This window comes from Caproicibacterium argilliputei (assembly GCF_029211325.2).
Classification (GTDB): Bacteria; Bacillota; Clostridia; order Oscillospirales; family Acutalibacteraceae; genus Caproicibacterium; species Caproicibacterium argilliputei.
The window spans coordinates 541971-559842 of sequence record NZ_CP135996.1 but is presented as its reverse complement, the minus strand read 5'-3'; the positions used below and the strand labels follow the sequence as shown (position 1 = coordinate 559842).

General features: G+C 54.6%; 16 protein-coding genes. 1 reads left to right on the top strand and 15 read right to left on the bottom strand.

Features of this window, described 5'->3' with window-relative positions:
• Positions 1–30: 30 nt before the first annotated feature.
• Together PXC00_RS02635 and PXC00_RS02630 are read right to left on the bottom strand one after the other, a co-directional pair.
• Positions 31–483, bottom strand: a complete 453-nt coding sequence (locus tag PXC00_RS02635) for a phage holin, LLH family (protein ID WP_275845695.1) — start codon at positions 481–483, stop codon at positions 31–33.
• A 13-nt stretch (positions 484–496) separates the two neighbouring features.
• Positions 497–793, bottom strand: coding sequence for a hypothetical protein (locus tag PXC00_RS02630; protein ID WP_275845696.1), 297 nt, complete (start codon positions 791–793; stop codon positions 497–499).
• 200 nt (positions 794–993) lie between these two features.
• Between PXC00_RS02630 and PXC00_RS02625 the strand changes: the two genes are divergently transcribed.
• Entirely contained in the window at positions 994–1872 is an 879-nt protein-coding gene (locus tag PXC00_RS02625; protein ID WP_275845697.1) for an ROK family protein, read from the top strand.
• A 77-nt stretch (positions 1873–1949) separates the two neighbouring features.
• On the opposite strand, the gene PXC00_RS02620 is transcribed toward PXC00_RS02625, so the two are convergent.
• The 13 genes from PXC00_RS02620 to PXC00_RS02560 all read right to left on the bottom strand — a co-directional run bounded on the left by PXC00_RS02620 (position 1950) and on the right by PXC00_RS02560 (position 17862).
• Positions 1950–2174 carry a hypothetical protein gene (locus tag PXC00_RS02620; protein WP_275845698.1) on the bottom strand — a complete coding sequence of 75 codons (225 nt, stop codon included), beginning with the start codon at positions 2172–2174 and terminating at the stop codon, positions 1950–1952.
• Positions 2171–2569 (bottom strand): pyridoxamine 5'-phosphate oxidase family protein, encoded by a 399-nt coding sequence (locus PXC00_RS02615; RefSeq protein ID WP_275845699.1) that lies wholly within the window; start codon positions 2567–2569, stop codon positions 2171–2173. Before PXC00_RS02615 ends, PXC00_RS02620 begins: the two co-directional genes overlap by 4 nt.
• Positions 2570–2827: 258 nt before the next feature.
• Positions 2828–3550, bottom strand: coding sequence for an N-acetylmannosamine-6-phosphate 2-epimerase (locus PXC00_RS02610; protein ID WP_275845700.1), 723 nt, complete (start codon positions 3548–3550; stop codon positions 2828–2830).
• Positions 3547–5067, bottom strand: a complete 1521-nt coding sequence (locus PXC00_RS02605; protein WP_275845701.1) for a DUF4127 family protein — start codon at positions 5065–5067, stop codon at positions 3547–3549. Before PXC00_RS02605 ends, PXC00_RS02610 begins: the two co-directional genes overlap by 4 nt.
• Positions 5064–7229: a GNAT family N-acetyltransferase gene (locus PXC00_RS02600; RefSeq protein ID WP_275845702.1), complete on the bottom strand. Its 2166-nt coding sequence runs from the start codon at positions 7227–7229 to the stop codon at positions 5064–5066. The genes PXC00_RS02605 and PXC00_RS02600 overlap by 4 nt, the downstream gene beginning before the upstream one ends.
• 12 nt (positions 7230–7241) lie before the next feature.
• Positions 7242–8099, bottom strand: a complete 858-nt coding sequence (locus PXC00_RS02595) for a carbohydrate ABC transporter permease (protein ID WP_275845703.1) — start codon at positions 8097–8099, stop codon at positions 7242–7244.
• A 3-nt stretch (positions 8100–8102) separates the two neighbouring features.
• Positions 8103–9035 carry a carbohydrate ABC transporter permease gene (locus PXC00_RS02590; protein WP_275845704.1) on the bottom strand — a complete coding sequence of 311 codons (933 nt, stop codon included), beginning with the start codon at positions 9033–9035 and terminating at the stop codon, positions 8103–8105.
• Positions 9036–9179: 144 nt separating this feature from the next.
• Complete coding sequence (locus PXC00_RS02585; RefSeq protein ID WP_275845705.1) at positions 9180–10484, bottom strand: ABC transporter substrate-binding protein; 1305 nt, start codon at positions 10482–10484, stop codon at positions 9180–9182.
• Between the two features lie 88 nt (positions 10485–10572).
• Complete coding sequence (locus PXC00_RS02580; RefSeq protein WP_275845706.1) at positions 10573–12408, bottom strand: beta-N-acetylhexosaminidase; 1836 nt, start codon at positions 12406–12408, stop codon at positions 10573–10575.
• Positions 12409–12728: 320 nt separating this feature from the next.
• Positions 12729–13553: a MurR/RpiR family transcriptional regulator gene (locus PXC00_RS02575; RefSeq protein WP_275845707.1), complete on the bottom strand. Its 825-nt coding sequence runs from the start codon at positions 13551–13553 to the stop codon at positions 12729–12731.
• A 167-nt stretch (positions 13554–13720) separates the two neighbouring features.
• Positions 13721–15034 (bottom strand): metallophosphoesterase family protein, encoded by a 1314-nt coding sequence (locus PXC00_RS02570; RefSeq protein WP_275845708.1) that lies wholly within the window; start codon positions 15032–15034, stop codon positions 13721–13723.
• A gap of 237 nt (positions 15035–15271) precedes the next feature.
• The gene (locus PXC00_RS02565; protein WP_275845709.1) at positions 15272–16297 is read right to left on the bottom strand and encodes a DUF4340 domain-containing protein; all 1026 of its coding nucleotides are present in this window, start codon (positions 16295–16297) and stop codon (positions 15272–15274) included.
• Entirely contained in the window at positions 16297–17862 is a 1566-nt protein-coding gene (locus PXC00_RS02560) for a response regulator transcription factor (RefSeq protein WP_275845710.1), read from the bottom strand. The genes PXC00_RS02565 and PXC00_RS02560 overlap by 1 nt, the downstream gene beginning before the upstream one ends.
• Positions 17863–17872 lie beyond the last annotated feature (10 nt).

The window sequence follows — 17872 nt, the reverse complement described above, 5'->3', positions numbered from 1 at the left end:
ACTGAAACTCTGCGGCGGTCACGGGCAAATTCAGGAACCCTGCTTTGTGATTTCCTGCAGCTGCGCCGCAAGATTGGAAGCCGGCAGCGCGGCGACGGCGCACTCTACCGCACCATCAATCGCCGTTTGGATTTCCGGCGTTACCTCCACCCCTGCCGCTTTCAGAACCGCCAGCAGATAGTTGGTAGCGGTTTCCTTGCGGGCCTTGGCATCAATCTGCCCGCTTTTTGCCAGCTGCTCCGCCGCCTGCACCCCGATTTTTGCGTAATCTACAATTTTGTCGAGCAGCAAAACCCCTTTGTTGTCCGGCAGCACCTCTTTCAGTGCATCTGTAAGTTTATCCGCCGCCTCCGCGGCAGTTCCCGCCGCCGTCAGCCCCTTCAAAACCGTTGTTTCGTTCTTGCCAAGTGTGTGCACCAACCAGCAAACCGCCACCAGGCAAACTGCCGAAGCCACCACCACAATTGCTGCTGTCAAACTCATAAAAACTTCCTCCTCACTTCAAAAACAAAACCAAAGCCGCACTTACCAAACCCGTTGAAACCGAAGCGATGACCGTGTTGACCAGCAGCTCCCATTTTCTGCCCGGCCGTGCAGTCAGCACCGCAAGATTTTTTTTGACATCCCCCATGTCCTCCTTCATGTTTTCCATTTCCTTTTGGGTTGCAGCCATTGCCTGCGCCAGTGCGTGAATATCCTTCACGTCCGCTTCCAGACGATCCAGACGATGGTGCGCGGAGCGGGCGCTCTGCAGCGCCAGGGCCGCAGTCTCCGGCTGTCTTTCCGTTTCCACACTGCTCACCTCCTCTGCCCTGCCCGCGAAAGCGGGGCCAGATTCGCCTGCCACGACGAATTTTTCAAAAAAGCAGTTTCAGAAGAAAAATTGAAAGTACCTTCAGAATACGGCCGTTTCCTTGCAAGTTTGCGGCTGCTGCGCGATAATAGAAAAAAGAAAAACCGTTAAACAATCCTTTGCCTGGAGGAGGTGCCCGCTTGAAAATCGCAGCATTGGACATCGGCGGAACCGCAGTAAAATCCTTGCTTTACACCGGTCAGCCGGTTTCTCAAAAGGAAGTTTCCGAAACACCGACCAACGCTTTTCTGGGAGCAGAAACTTTGATGCAGACTGTGCAGAAAATTCTCAAATCCATGGGCAGCTTTGACCGCATCGCCGTCAGTACCGCAGGGCAGGTAAATCCGGTTTCGGGTACCATTCTGTTTGCCACAGAAAACCTGCCCGGTTACACCGGCACGCCGGTCAAACGCTTGTTGGAAGAAGCCTTCGGCGTTCCGGTCACCGTGGAAAACGATGTCAACGCCGCCGCACTGGGCGAAGCGTATTTTGGCGCTGGAAAGCCCTATGACAGCTTTCTGTGCCTGACCTACGGCACCGGCATCGGCGGCGCCATCGTGCAGAACGGCAGCATCTATCACGGAGCGTCCTGTGCAGCCGGCGAATTCGGTCACATTCTGACACACGCAGGCGGTCTCCCCTGCACCTGCGGCGGCCACGGCTGCTACGAAGCCTACGCTTCTGCCGGCGCACTCTGCCGCCGAGTGCAGGAAGAAACCGGCCTGCAGCTTTCCGGTCGGGAAGTTTTTGCCCGCTTGCCAAAGCAGCCGCAATTGTACCAAATTGTACAGGACTGGATTGAGGAAATCCTCTGGGGGTTGGTTTCGCTCATCCACGCATGGAACCCGCCCTGTGTCGTTTTGGGCGGCGGCATCATGAACGAACCGCTGATTCTGGACCGCATTCGGCAAAAACTCCCGCAGACTTTAATGCCCAACCACCGCGCTGTGCACCTGGAAAAAGCCGCGCTCGGCAACATGGCCGGTCTGCTCGGTGCCGTGCATCTTGCCGAAAAATAACTTGGCACTTGGAAAAGTGGGCCGCCGGACAAAAAACCGGCAGCCCACTTTTTTTCTCCACGAACAGCTTGGAACCCTTAGGCGCACGAAAACCGCGTGGGCGGCAATCCGCCGAAACGCAGCCTGCACGCCAAGCCCTGTGTTTCCGCCGCGCGGCGCTGACTGTCACACTGTGCCTGCTTGATGGCGGCAATGGACTGCCCCAGATTTTCCGCGCTGCCGGCATACATCTGCATCGTCGGCTGCCAGCTGCTCTGTGTCGAGCTGCTGTTTGAACGGCAGTTCCGTCTGCAGTTCCTCATGAAAGATCGCTCCCTTCGTTCAGGACAGAGGTAATCTCCCTGCCCGAAATTTCCGCCGCGTACACTTCAATGCTCCGCAGATCCGGCCCGCAAGGTGGAACAAACCGGTACACCCGCCCCTGCACGACCACCGTGCGGATTGCCCCATCCACTGGCAGTTCCATCTCCAGTGCGACCAGGCTGTTTGCCTCCATTTCGTCCATTTTCCGGCCGCAGGGTTCGCTGAACAGACGAAACCAGGCGCGGCCGTTTTCGTCAAACCGCCACCGGTAATACATGGGAACCACATACGGCTGATCTTCCTGTGCGGTTCCCAGCCTGCAGTATTCGGCACTGTCCAGCACCTCAAAAATTTCATCCCGATTCAAGTTCCTGTAACTCTGACAAACTGCCATGAAACGTCACCCTCTCTGTGATTTGCTGAAACCCGACAGGTTCTTTGGCTCATTGGGATACGGTCAGCCTTTTTCTGCCTTATGAGAAAGATTCCGCAAAATTCGCAGAAGCGGCTGCCTTGCCTAATTTGATTCTGGATACCCACAGCCCATACTATGCTTTCCCACGCCGGTAGGACACTTTTGCAAAACAGAAAACGGCTGCGCCGCATTTTCATGCAGAGCAGCCGTTTTTCTAATTTGCCTTTCGCATTTTGCTCAGGCGTTTTTTCGTGTTTGGCAGCCATCTTCTTTGGAAATTGCCTGCACGTAACGCCGGGTAATTTCCCGTGGGCGGGTAATTGCCGTACCGATAACAGCCGCGAACGCGTGCTGCGCGAACGCCTGCTTCAAATCCTCGGCTTCCCAGATGCCCCCCTCGGCAATCACGGGAATCCGCAAGGCATCCGCCAGCCGGCCAACAAGCGGCAAGTTTGGCAGCAGCGTATGTTTTGTATCCTCGGTGTATCCGCACAGCGTCGTGCTGATGATGTCAAAGCCGAGTGCCTGCGCGTGCACGCCCTCTTCAAAAGTTGCGCAGTCCGCCATAAAAAGCTGATGCGGATATTTTTCGCGGACACGGGCAAAAAACTCGTCCAGTGTCAGACCGTTTGGGCGCGGCCGGTTGGTCGCATCCATCGCAATGACTTCCGGATGTTCTGCCGCAAGCGCGTCCACTTCCGCTCCTGTCGGCGTAATGTATACCGAAGAGTCGGCGTAGTCCTTTTTATACAGTGCCAGAACCGGCAAATTGACCGTCGCCTTGATTTCATGAACATCCTCCGGTGTGTTGGCACGGATGCCGACTGCCCCACCCAGCATCGCCGCATATGCCATGCGGCTCATAATATAGGAGCTGTACAGCGGCTCTTCCGGCAGCGCCTGGCACGAAACAATCAGGCCGCCCCGAAGCGCCTGCAGGATTTCCTCGTTGGTTTTCATGACGATTCTCCCTTCCTTTTCCCCGTATAAACAGCGCGCACGCCGACTTCAAACATTCGCCGCCAAGGCATCCAGACTTTTTGCAGCACCACTTTCCCCGCAAGTGACGGCAGATACGCCGCCGCAAATGCCTGCAGACCGTCAAATACCAAGTTGCTAACCGTACCCTCCTGCTCCTGAACATCAAAGTAATTCATGCCGTACTTTTCCAGTACAGAATTGACCTGCCAGCGCACCAACGCACAATACCCGGCGTCTTCCAGATACCGCTCCATCAGGAAATCCATGTGTTCCTGTGTGCAGCCGCTGTGACAGGCGTCCACGCCCTCAGCAATTGCAGTGCCAAGGGTATTTGCCGAGGTGTTCCACCCGGCATAGCCCGCCACTTTGTCCAACAAGCCGCACCGATCCAGCATACTGATGAGTTGCAGCTCGCCGCCGTTTCCGTAAGCATTGTCTGCCACGGAAACCAGCTTGCCTTCCTTCACTCGCTCACAGAGAAAATCCAGCAGCTCCGGCAGGCAGCGTTCCACGCAATAGCCCTTTGCGGCGGAAGGCTGCCTGTCCGCTTCTTCGATTTTCTCTGACGGCGCGGTCACAGCCAGAATAAAGTCCGCCGTATCGTAGGTATCCGTGAGCTGGCACCCTGCGGCAAGAATCTGGAAATGAACGGTGGTGTCCAGAGAATTTCCTTCATAAATCGGCAGGACGCTTTTAGCGCCTTCTGCGGCGTACTTGACATATACCTTGGGCTTGCACCCGCTCATATGGTTGACCATGCGGGCAAGCAGCGTCATGCCCACTTCATCCGCACCAGGGTACATGAGGATTTTTGTCTGCAGACGCTCCTTCATGATTTTCTCCCGTACATCCTGCTGGTCCATTGCGGCATAACCGTAAGCCGCAGAGTCGTCCTGCGGAATAATCAGCATATCTAAAATGCCCTCTTTGACATAGCTGATCATCAGGTAGTTTAACTCCCGATTGCACTCGCGGCGGGAAACATAATCTGTCAGTTCCTTTTCATCAATTTTTTTGAGAATCGACTTGAGCTGCTGCTCCTGGCACAGCCCCAGACGACTGCGGTGCAGCGCCTCGCCCGCCTGATGAATCAGCGCGCCGCTGTGTTCATAGTAGTCCGGTTCCTCATCGCTGCTGGAATAGCTTGGGCAACGCATAATGCACTGGAACCCGTAAATCAGCAAGCCGGGATTTTCCTGCCGGATTTCCTTTAAAATCACCGCCGCCTTTTTCAGTTCCGCCGCGCTGTGGTGGTGCAACCGTGAGGGCACCAGCCCGCCGTACAGCAGCATATCCACAGACACCACCAAACCGTCTGCGGTTCTGCAGGCTTTTTTCAGAAAGGCCGCAAGCGCCGCCCGGTCGGCGGGTTCTTTTTTGTTTCCCAGCTTTTCAGGCTTCACAATTTCAAAGTCACCGTGTGAAAAAAGCCGGTCTGGAAAGTCGTAATTGCACGGCCGCTCATCAAGTGGCAAAAACACAATTTTCTTTTTCATTTTTCCTGCACCTGCTTCCAGCTTCCCCGGTAGGTTCTAACCGGCTGAAAGCCGAACTTTCCGTAAAAATCTTTTAAAATAGTCCAGTCGATGCACACTTCCCGCGCCCCAAGGGAGCGCAGATGCATGAAGGACTGCCGCTGCAGATATTCGCCGACGCAGTGCCCACGCACCGCTTTGGCAATGCCGATGGGGCCCAGACCGCCGCTGCCGTCCTCTTTCACAGAAACATGGCAGAACCCCTGCACCTGCCCCGCTTTGTCTTTCAGCAGTACAAAATACGGCTCCTGCCGGCCCTGTGCAAGTTGTTCCCGCGCTTCCAGCGCCCAGCGGCCCGGAAACTCGCGGTCAAGGAACGCAAAGAGCGCTTCCTTTTCCACCGGAGAAAGCTGTTCCGTGGAAAACTTCTGCGCAAACGGCGCCGTATCAAAGCGGTCAATCAACGGATTGTTCGTAATATCCGCCGTGAGGTCATAGTGGTCTTCCGTGTTGTTGGTACAGCCGAGGTTTGCGAAAAAGCGGAGCTTTTCCGGCGTAGGCGCCGGGATACCGGAAAAGAAATTGCAAAATTCCTGCCCCAGAAAAATCTTTCCGATGCCTTGCCGGCGCAGTGCCCGTTCGCAGGCGAAAAATAACTGCGTGCCGAAGCCGCGGTTTTGCAGCGCTGGGTCAACCAGCAAAGCACTCAGGCAGCCCGCATGCCGGTAAAGCTCCACATCTTCGTGAAAAGCCTTGCCCACCACCGCGCCAAGCAGGGTACCGTCCGCTTTTTTCAGGGTAAAGGAAGCCTCGGCGCAAAAGTCCGGGTCGCCGAAAATGCGCGCCCGCAAATCGTTTTGCCGCATGGCAAACGCGGGTGGAAAACTGCGCCGCCACAGCATTTCCAATGCAGGCAGGTCGCTTTCCTGCAGTGGCCGCAGCTGCGGCACACCATCTGCATCCACACCCACCAGCGGCCACCAGTTGTTTTGTTCCAAATACGAAAGGTCAAACAGCATACAGCCCGCCGAACGTGCAAAGCACATTTGCACCGCTTCCGGCATAGCGGCTAAGTCCTGCGCGTACTGCTCCAGAAACAGCCCGCCAAACACCGGCGCCACGCCCCGCGTCACTGTTTTTGCCATACGTGCGGAGCCTTCCACGCTGTACCACCACGCGGGGCGGTCCGCTGCCGCCGCGTCTGCTTCCCGCACTTCCGGATAATAGAATCCGGAAAGCAAGCCATCCAAAAGCTCCGCATAACCGGTTTGGGCGTAAGCCTGCGGGTTTACCCACGGATACTCTTTTTCCGGCACATACTGCGCGGAAGCCCAGTTTGCGCCGACCTGGTGGTACAGCGGATACCAGGAACCGGTGTAGTCCAGAAAGCGAAACTTTCCGTCATATCGGTCAACCAATGCCCGCACCTGCTCCACAAACTGCCGGATGGTTTGGGCGCGGAACTCCAGGAAGCTTCCGAAATCCGCCCCCGGAACCAGCCGCAGTTCCCCGCCGTCCGGCTCCAGCTGATAAACGGACGTTGGCCAGCCGGCGCTGCTCCTGCCGGTAAATGCTTCCCACTTTTTGCGCGTGAGCGCACCAAAGTCGGAGCTTAGCCCAACGTAGCGCACACGGTCCAGTGCAATGCCGTCGATGTCGTACCCATCCATCAGTTCTTCCAGCAGAGAAAGTTCGTAGCCGCGCACTTCCTCCTTTGCCGGATTTACAAAAATCTCGCCGAAATCATCAATGCTGCCCAACGTCCGCAGCGGCTGCGGGTCTGTGACCGACTGCACATGGGCAGCGCCCTGCGCGTCCAAACCATACACATCCGTCTGCCAGTCCGGGTGCAGCAGGCCATGCATCGCAGGGTGCGGACGCTGCTTGTTCCCTTCGGCAAAAATGTCGATGGAAGCATAGCAGTGCATTCCCAACTCTTTAAGAATCGCAAGACACTGGGCAAGGTAGTCCTTCCCCGGCACAAAGGTGGTATCATACCGCGCATAATGCGGTGCAAATCTGCTGTTGTAAATGGCAAAGCCGCTGGTATCCTTTACGCTTAAAATCACAGAGCCAATGCCTGCGCGCGCGCATTTCTGCATCTGGCTGCGAAAATCAGCCGGATTGCAGATGGTCTTTTTGTTTGCCTGAATTTCAATCCATACAGAATATTCCGGATACATACAAGCCTCTCCTTATCCTTTGATTGCGCCGCTGACGGCTTCGATATAGTTTTTCTGGCAAAGGACAAAGACGATGATAACCGGAATAATGGAAATAATCGCACCGGCGGCAATGTAGCCGAATTTGTAGTTAAAGGAGCCGTTCAGGTACTGCAGGGCAGTTGCCAGCGGATACTTCGCCGGGTCCTGCAGGACGATGACAGGCCACAAAAATTCGTTCCACTTGCCGATGAAATCAAAAATAACAACCGTGCTGATGGTTGGCAAAATGCCCGGCACCATGATTTGTCCCCAAATGCGCATTTCGCGTGCGCCGTCAATGCGTGCCGCTTCAATCAGCTCTTTCGGCACCCCCAGGTACGCCTGCCGCAGCAGAATGATGCTGAAAACCTTTACCGCGCCGGGAATAATCGCGCCGGTCAGGGTGTTGAGCAGATGCATGGAGGAAATCGTCAGGTAATTGATGACCATCCCTGCCGCCGCCGGAATAATCATAGAAGCAATCAGCAGGCTTAAAATCGCGTCGCGGCCTTTAAACTTCATGCACGCCAGCGGGTACGCGCACAGCGCGGAAAACACCACATCCAGCGCGATGCTCGCCACGGTCATAATCACCGTATTGAGCAGATACTGCGGTACGGAAAGGAAGTTCCAAACACCCAAATAATTTTCCATCGTCGGGGAAGTCGGCAGAAGGCTCAGGTCGTAAATATTCTGACCGGACTTAAAGGAGGCGCTCAGCATCCAAAGGAACGGCCCCGCGCACACCACTGCAATCAGCAGCAGCATGAGGTAAGTCAGAACCAATTTCAAAGTTTTCATTCCCTTGCGCCGCCGGTGCAGAGCCACGGAATTGGTTATGGTTTTCATCTGTCATTCCTCCTCTGCTTTTCTGCCGTACCAATACACGAAAATGCTGAACACACCGGTAATCAACGCCTGAATGAAACCAACCGCGGCAGAGTAGCCGAACTGGAAGTCATTGAACGCCTTGATGTAGGAATAGTAGTTAATGACCATGGTTGCATTGTCCGGGCCGCCTTTGGTCAGCACATACACCGCATCAAACACGCCAACGGCAGAAATCACGGAGTTCAGTGTGCAAAACCAAATGTACGGCTTGAGCAGCGGCAGCTTCACTTTAACAAAGGCAACCGCCGCATTTGCGCCGTCCACCATGGCGGCCTCTTCCACATCGTGCGGAATGGACTGCAGCCCCGCCAAGTACATCATCATGTAGTAACCAAGTCCCTGCCAGATGGTGATAAACATAATGCACAGCATGGCGGTTTTGCTGTCTGTCAAAAAGCCAAGCGGTGATTTAATGGCGCCCATGTTGAGCAGCAGGGTGTTAATCAGCCCATTTGGGTCGAAGATAAATCCCCACATAATGGACACCGCCACCATGGAGGTGACAACCGGAATGTAAAACAGGGTACGGAACACCGTGATGCCCCGCAGCTTGCGGTTGACCAACACGGCAAGCAGGATGGAAAGAATCTGGATAATCGGCACAACCACCACGAAGATGACTGTGTTGACCATGGCGATTTGAAAGTCGCGGTCCGCAAATGCTTCCTGAAAGTTTTGCAAGCCGATAAACTTTGTTTCCCCCAGCACAGAGTAATCCATAAACATCAGCGGCAGGCTGCCCAAAATCGGAGCGAACACGAAAATCGCCAGCATAATCAGCGCCGGTGCCATAAACAGATACGCGCGCAGTGTTTCCCGTGCGGCAGGCGTTTTCAGCAGCCTGCGCGAACGCTTCGGCGGCTGCGCCGCGCCTGCGGAACTTGTAGTCCTCATAAAAAATACCTCCTGATAAAGCACAATCTGTTTCAAGCACGCAGGCACCTGAAACAGATTGTCAATACTTTAACTATGCGCTTGCTTTTGTAAAACGCCTTGTTTCAGTGCCCGCACAAAGGCGGCGTTTCGGGACAAAAGCGCTTATTTTTTCAGCAGAGAGTTGACCTTGGTTTCGGCATTCTTCAGGGCTGTGTTCACATCCTGACCGCTGGTAATGGCCGCTTCATACACTTTGTTGACCGCATCCTGAATGTCGCTCTGCCCTTCCACGCCGAGAGAATAGTCCTCAGAAGTCTTGCTGACTTTTGCGGACATATTGCGTGCCTGCCCTTCCAGCGTGCTGGTGTCGGAAGTAAAGTAAGAGTCTTCGCTGGCTTTGGTGGTAGAGGGGAAGATGGCTGTCTGCTTGCAGAAAGCGAGCTGGTTTTCATCGTTGGTGATAAAGGCAGCAAACTTGATGGCTTCCTCGTGGTTTTTGCTCTTCGATGGAACAACCAGATTCATCAGGGCGTTGCGGCTGATGTCTTTGCTGCCGGTCAGCGGCGCCGCCACACCAATCTTTTTGTACACGTCCGGTGCCTCGTCCTTAATGCGGGTCAAGGAAGAACCAGAAGAACTGACAATGGCAAGCTTCTGAGTTTCAAACAGCTTCAGTTCAGTGTCCCACTGCCCCCAGTTGGTCTTTGGCAGGTAGTCTTTGTCGGTCATAGTTTTAAAGCTGTTGATGAGTTTGACGGTATCTGCCGTATTGAACGCCGCGGCTGTGTTGTCGCTGTTAAGCACCGGAATGCCCTCTTCAAACAGCAGATTAAAGAACTCCGGCGGATTGTACAGGTATGCGCCGGTCTTCTCTTTCATGGTCTTTGCTTCGTCAAAAGCTTTCTGATACTCTGTCGGCAAATCTTTGATGCCCGCCTTGGCAAACAAATCCTTGTTGTAGAACATGATGTTCGGGGAAGCGTACCACGGGAACGCATAGGCGGAGTCACCGATTTTTGTGGAGTCATACAGGCTCTTGATGTAAATGCTGCGCTGCGCATCGGTTGCTTCTTTTTCCAAGTCAACCAGTGCGTTTTTGCCTGCCAGTGTCAGCGCCATCTGGGTGTTCAGATTGACAACATCCGGGGAGGTGCCGCCGGCGGTTGCGGTCACCAGCTTCTGCTGAATGGATTCGTAAGGCAGGTCCACCCAGTTGACCGTGATGTTCGGATTTTCTTTTTCGTACTTTTTAATCAGGTTGTTAAAGAAAGTTGTAAAGGTAGGCTGCAGGGAAATTGTCCAGAACTGAAGCGTGGTCTTTTCACCGGTGGCAGCGGCACTGGAAGCGCCGCCCGCTGCAGCGGAGGCTGTAGAAGCGGTGCTGCCGCTGCCGCAGCCGGTCAGCGCGGTGCTGATCATGGCTGCCGCCATCGTAAAGCCAAGAACTTTTTTCAACATCTTTCTCATAATTTTGTTCCTCCTTTAATAAGCGAAACTTTTCTGGGCTGTATCTTCAGGAAAGCGAAAAGTCGTTTTCCGTATCCTGCCTTTGCATTCATCCAATCACGCCGGGCGTCACAATCACGCTCCAAAGATTATAATTGAGCTTTTCAAGATCCTGCTCCTCAAAATAAGAAAAGGGAATGCGCGGCGCTTCCAGCTCTTCAATGCAGCTCAGCTCCCCGTTAAGGTACTGCAGAAGCACCCCTCGCACCTCCTGCAGGCGCGCTTCCAAACCACCCAGACGAATGGTCTGCACTTCAAACCCAAACGGTTTGTTGTCCTGCATCCACTGCCGCCGAAAGACCTGCCGGAACGCGCCAAGGTCTGCAAGCAGCTGTGGCATCTCCTCCTGTGCAAGCCGCTGCAGGCAGCCGCGGTCCTGCGCGTGGTAGGCTTCGTAAATCGTGCGGCTCAGTGCCGCCTTGTGGGAAAGCACGCGGCAAAGCTGCCTTTGCGTTTCAAACACATAGCCGAAGCGCGGCGTTCCGCACAAAGGCTCCAGCTGCTCCGCCGTCTCGCTGTAAAAAGCAGCAATTCCGTCCGGCACCACAGAGTCAAAGGTTCCGTACAGTGCATCCTGATACAGCAGGTACTTGCTGGCATTGTTGTGCACACCGGCGCGCTCGGAAAAGCGGCACGGCAAGTCTATTTTTAAGAAGTCGTGCAAAGAAATCCCGGTGATGGAGCAAAAACGTGCCGCATCTTCCGGCGCATCGTAAGCCAGCTGTGCGTCCGCGTAAAGTGCCGGCAAAACTGAAAAAGGACTTGCTTCCGCGCCGTTGTCCCCCCAGGTGGTTACGACTACCGACCGCACACCGCTTTCCCGGCAGGCAGCCAAGCCTGCCCGCCCGGTTTCCATGCTGTAGGAATTGTGTGGCGTAAAGCCTGTCCATTTCCAAGCTCCGGCGGCAAATGCCACGCGGTCGGTCATCTGCCGGTGCTGGCGCAGAATCTCCTTGTAGTGTTCCTTGTCGCAGGAATAATAGTCCCAGTATGCCAGCTCTACTTCCGGCGGTATCCGCGGCACATCTCCTGCGTTCAAACAGGTTTTGCCGTCCATCTGGTGAAAGAACAGGTCACTCCACATCTGTGTCTGAAAGCCGTACTTTCTGCAAAGCTCCAAAACGCGGTGCAGGTGCTCCAGCAGCACCTCGGTACGGGGATGGTAGCCGTTGCGGTCCAAATATTTGCCAAGACCGGCCATGTGTGCTTCGTCCATACCGATGTTGAGCTTTCGGCTGCGAATATTCTGGGAAATACTGCCCAGCAGCCGGTCCAGCAGTTGATAGGTGCGTTCGTCCCCCACCAGCAGAATGTCGTCTGTGTCGATGATTGGCTCATAAGTCTGGTACCTGGTAATCTGATTGATGTGCGCAAGCGTCTGGATATAGGCGCGCAGTTCCACACCAAGCGACTCCGCATAGTGGTCAAGTGCCTGCAGTTGTGCGCCGGTGTAAGCACCGCGCTGATTTCCAAAGCAGGGCTCCCCCTCGACCTCAACCGTATCTTCCAAGTACAGTCCCACAAAACGGTACCCCATCAGAGCCGCCAGCCGCAGAAAGCGACAAACCGCTTCCGGCTTCATGACCGCATTTCGGGAGCAATCCAAAGAAACCCCAAAGTCATCAAAAACGCAGCTTTCCTGTGCCTGCCAGCCGCTTTCACCAGCATGGGCACAAACCGCCGCGAGCGCCCGGCAAAAATCCACACGACTGCCATACTGAACCGTGACGGTGCCGTTTTCTTCCTGCACGGTAAAGCCGGGCTTTTCCATGCTGTGTGCCGCAAGGCAGATGCCCTCTGTACATAGCTGCACATCCAGCTCCTGCCGCATCTCCTCCAAAAGGAACCGCGCGGTATGGTCACAGTCGTTTGCTTGTATTTTCACGCTTTCCGCCTCCTCTCCTGCATACTCTTTTTCTTGTTTGTTCATTTTTTTGTGGAACACCTGTATTATAGCAACCCCAATTCTGCATTGCAATGCATTTGCCGTATCCTGAAAGTAGTTGCAAATCTCTTTTGAATTGGGCGTTTCACTGAAAGTACATCCACAGCAGGCTTTCTTTTTATTGGTATTGAAGCAGAAATTCTTCACTTTGCAAAGTCCTTCTTGCTTTTTCTAAAATACAACCGAAAGGGTTTAAAAAAGAGCCATGCAGCTTTCTTGCAGGATTTTTTCAAGAAAGTTGCATGGCTCCGATTTTTTCTTCAGCGGCGATGCTCTCGCTGCAAAGCCTCCAGGGTTTCCCGGTGCTTTTGGGTTTTTAAACTCATATCGCTTTCTAAAAAGTATGTGTACAGCATATCTAAAATAACCAGAACCGGAAACTGCGGTGAAATCATCGCGCCTGTGTCCAGACCTTCCACGGCCGCAAGTGCCAGCACTTCATCATAAGTTCCCTCTGAGGCAAGCTTTGTCAGCCCTGTCAGCAAAACCGCGCGTGCATGATTTCCCTTGGCAAGATGCAGGCTTTCCAGAACCTCTTTCGTTTTTCCGCTCAGCGTAATGCCGACCACCATATCCTGCGCGCCCAGCACCGCAGAATTCATGCGCATCATCTGCGGGTCGGTGATTGCCTCCACCGCCAGCCCAAGCCGCATAAACCGAAGCTGAAATTCCTGCGCCGCAAAGCCGGAACTGCCCATGCCATACACAAAAACCCGCCTGCTGCTGCTCATCAGCCCGGCAACACGCGCCACCTGCACCTCATCCAGCATCGAAAATGCATGCTGCAGCAGCTCCCAGTAGCGGTCGTGCACCTCCTGCGCCATTTTGCTGACATCCGGCTCATCCGTTTCTTGCACCAGATCGTTCTGATAATTAAAAATCAACTCCCGATACCCTTTGTAACCGCATTTTTTCGCAAAGCGGGACAGTGCGGCCTCTGAAACATACAGAACTTTGGAAAGATTCTTCGAAGAAAAGTCCATCTGTTTGGTATTGTGCAGAAAAAAGTCAGCCAAACTGTTTTCAACCGGCGTAAATTCTTCCTTCACGCTCAGGATGCGCTGCTTTACAGCACTCTGATACATTTGATTCCGTCCTCCCGTCTTTGTATAGAAAAGGGCCGTTCAAAATGCGTACATTTTGAAGGCCCTCTTTGTCCCCGTCTATGTCGAAAGCGAGCCGGACAGCCACCGCCGCCGCTCCTTTCGGACAAGCAGATTATACAGCTTCATCGTCATAAAAGCAAGAGCACCTAAAGTACCGCATCCACTGCAGGACTGCACAGAGGTTCACTCAGCTGCCCAAACGCGGTTGCTGCGCACACCTGCACGCGCCACGTTCCCTGAAAGGGAACCGCCGTTTTTACACGCACGCACCAATCTTCGCGCTGCTCCCGCCGGTAAATGTCCGAGAAAATCCACCGACACACCGGCTCTCCGCCATCCTCCCGCAGGAGCTGTATCCGATACGCCTGCACCCGGCTGCAGGCACCGGTGTCGGCCGGCCACGCGCGCGGAAACTGAACCGCAGCTGTATCTGCCCGCTCAAACTGCAGCCGCGCACGCGCGTCCGGCAAAAACACCGGAGCAGTCCCGGTACGGCCTGGCGTATACGGAAAGCACAAAGGCTGCCCCGCCTTTTTTGCCTGCAGAAGTGCCGGAATGTCGATTTCCCACGGGGCGGCGCAAAAGCGGCCCGCCGTCAGGTTTAACCGGTGCACCACCACTTTTCCGGACGCCAGCACATCCGCCAGCAGCGCCTGACAGGCCTCCTGCCCAAAGGGCGGCACCGTTGCCGGTTCTCCGGTTTCCGGGTCCTGTTTGCCGGTTTCATTTTCAAAGTAAGCACCGGCGGTGCTGTCCTGTATCGCTGTAAACCCCAGACTTTGGTCAATGGAGCGTTCATCCTCCAACACCGCGTGCGAATGCCCGGAAACATGAATGACCTGCGGGTACTGCTGCAAAAGCCGCACCAAATCGTGCTCGGTTCCCTCACCGTAATTCCCGTACCACTCGTCCGTTGCGTAGGCAGTGCCGCGAATCCCGTGGTGCGCCAACACGAAAATCGGAAGCCCCGGCACCTTGGAAGCTGCCGCATACAGACTCCGCTTCAAAAAGGAATAACAGCCGGTGTAGTCATCCTCCGCGTTTGGTCCGGGTGCCAGCTTAATCACGGGGACAAGGTTCACCCATGTCAGTTCACAGGGATTCTGTCCAGTCTGCGCAGCAAAAACCGCTTGGGCACGGTGCACGCCCGGCTCAAAGGTATCGTGATTGCCCATGCAGTAAAGAATCTGCGTCGGCGCACCGGTCGTGCCTCTGTGCCCCGCTGTATATTCGGCAGTAAACCGGCGCAGAGCCGCATACTGCTGTGCATTTCCACAGTCGGTTAAATCCCCCACAAAGGCAGCGGCGTCCAGCTGCGGAGCCAGCTGATAAAAAGCAGAGAAAACAGCACCGAGTTTCTCGCGGGAAGGATAAGCTTCACACACGTGCAAATCGCTGCAAATCCCAATGCGCGCGCGGACACCCTGCCGCGGCAGCGGCTGCCATTTTTGTTTTTCCATCTGGTTCCCTCCGCATTCCAAACTGTTCTATTCTATATTGTACATCAGCTACAAAAATTCCGCAAGTATTTGTTGAAATCTGAAAGAAGCACACACTTTTCTCGGAAAAGCACGCGGATTTTGCAGGCTGCTTTCAAAGGCACCGAATTTTTGCTCCCCTTTTCGCTTGAGCAAATATCCGCTTTATTTAGGATAAAGCAAAGGGCATCCCGGAAAATTTCCCGAATGCCCTTTATCTTACCCGCACCATTCTGCAACCTTCTGAACCAGCGCCTGCACCTGCGCGCGGCTCACCGTAAAAAATGTGTGGCCGTTAACGGTCAGCGTTTCCGTATCTCCACTCTGCGGTGTGTAAACATAGCGCATTTCCGGCGCCGCCGCCATGCTGCGGTGAAACGTGACTGTCAAATCTGCCGCAGTGCCGGAAGCAGGTTTTGCTTTGACCTTTCCGGTCAGCTCCACACCCAGCAAGTCCTGATACAGCGTGGTGAAATTTGCCTTCGACAGTGTCCTGCCGCTGCCCGTGCGGTATGTGCCGCTGTCCACGGAAACCGTATAAGTTTTGCCGCCTGATTGAAGCGTCAACCCTGATACACTAGCAACATTGACAACACCTGCAATCTTCAGCACATAATCGTAGGGCTCCAGCTGGCGCAGCGTATCCGCTGTGGATTTTGATACGCGAAACACTGCCGATGCATTTCCCTTGACGGCCGCATACACATTGCCGCTGCCGTCTTCCTTTCCCAGAAACACCGTTGCCGTGCTGTCCGGATTCACGGATGCCACCGCGGTGGACTCCTCTTTGGTCTGCAGGAACTGCACCGTAAAGGAATCCTCACTGGAAGAAAGGCCGGTGTCGGTATCCTTTTTGACCTGCACGGGCGCAGAAAAATCAATGGCGGCAAGCTTGTCAAACAATTCATACAATGCCTGTGTATCCACCATGACTGTGTTTTGGTACGGCTGTGAAAGCTGCCAGCTGTCAAAACTGCTCTTATAGGAAGCCGGCGCGTAGGACGCCTGAAAAACCACTTGACCGTTCTTCTGCACGCACAGCGAGCGAATGCCTTTGGCAACAAACTGCGGCCGCGTCTGCTGTTTAAAAGACGCTGTCGACTGCACTTCCGAAGAAACCGTTCCTGTGGATTCTTCCGTAGAGGAAACCCCCGTGCTGCCGCCCGAGCGGACTTGACATCCGCCGAGGAGCGCAGCTGCCAGCAAAAGAGAAATTGCCGTGCTGCTATATTTTCTTCGCTTCATTACGAAACCTCCGTTGTATTCCTGCGTATTTCCTCCCGGTACTGCGTGGGGGACTGCCCGGTATGTTTTTTAAAAGCAAGGGAGAAGTAATTGGTGTCCCGGTAGCCGACCATCATCGCAATGCGGCCGGTTTTCAAACTGGTGGTTTCCAGCAGGGACTTCGCCTTTTCAATGCGCTTGCGCACAATGTACTCGTTGCAGCCCTCGCCTGTTACCCGCTTAAACAGCCGTGAAAAGTAATTGGGGGTTACAAACAGGGAGGAGGCGATACTTGCCACCGAAAGTTCCTCTTCCAAGTGGGCGTCGATATACCGTCTGGCTGCAGAAACCAAGTCATGCACACCGTGGCTGCCCTGCTCCAACAGTTTGGTCAGGTACATCCGCGTCATTTCACAGGCATCCGCGCGGACCGCGTGGGTCAGGCTCTGCGCCAGTGCGTTCAGGCTTTCCCCGTTTTCCACACTTTTCTGCGTCAGAATAGAATAATAAACCGAACTGGCGATTTCCAGGCAGCAGCGCCGGGTGTTGGCAGCAGAAAGGTTGTAGGAATCCACTGCTTTGCAGAACGTTGCATATGCTTTCAGCACTTTATCCGTGTCGCCCACATTGGCGCACATCATGCCCTTGAGCTCTGTATACACATCCTGAAACAGAGTTTCCCGCCTGCGGTCCGGCACCGTCTGCACAATGCTGCAGAACTCTGTCTTTTCATCCTGCAGCATCATGCGTGCGTCATTGTAGGAAATGTACAGATTGGAAAATCCCTTCTCGCAGCTGCCCAGCACGATGCGCGGCGCCGTATCGAAATCGTCCGCCAGCACGCCGGTCAGCGACTCCGCCTGCTCAACCCCGCTTTCCGCGTTTTCTCCCAAAAAGAAGACCAGAATAATGGTTCCGTCACTGTCGGCAAAAGTGACACCCTTGCCCTGTCTGTCCACCATGCTGATACAGATGCTGCGCGCCATCATCGCCCGAAACCCGTTGGCACCCTGCTGCTCCATGTACAGTTCCGGCACCAGCACAGCCGCCTGCAGCAGCTGCCCGCAGTCAAAGCGGTTGCGGCGGCACAAATCCGCAGTTTCCTGCTCAGAAAGCTTTCGGCGCACCAGCGCCCGCATTTCCTTTTCCAGCCGCATCTGTTCCTGCAGACCGGTGGCGCGCAGCTGTGCGGGCCGGCTTTCCTGCTGCAGCTCATCCAGCGCCTGTACCTGGCGGAAGATGGATTCGCGCAGCACCTCGCCGTCAATCGGCTTCAGCAGAAAATCCTCCACGTGCAGGCGCAGACACTCGCGCGCGTAGTCGAAGCGGTCATAACCGGTTAAAACAAGAACCCGCAGGCACGGTACGATGCTTTTGGCAGCTTCAATCAGCTCAAGACCTGTCATTTCCGACATATAAATATCCGTCAGCATAATCTGCGGGCGGTGTTCCCGAAGCTGCTCCAGAGCCTCTTTTCCGGAAGACGCAGTGTAAACCCTGTTAATGCCCAGCGTGTTCCACGCCAATGCGCGTTTGATTCCCATGCGAATCATCTGCTCGTCATCCACCACCAATATCTGATACATCTCTAATCCC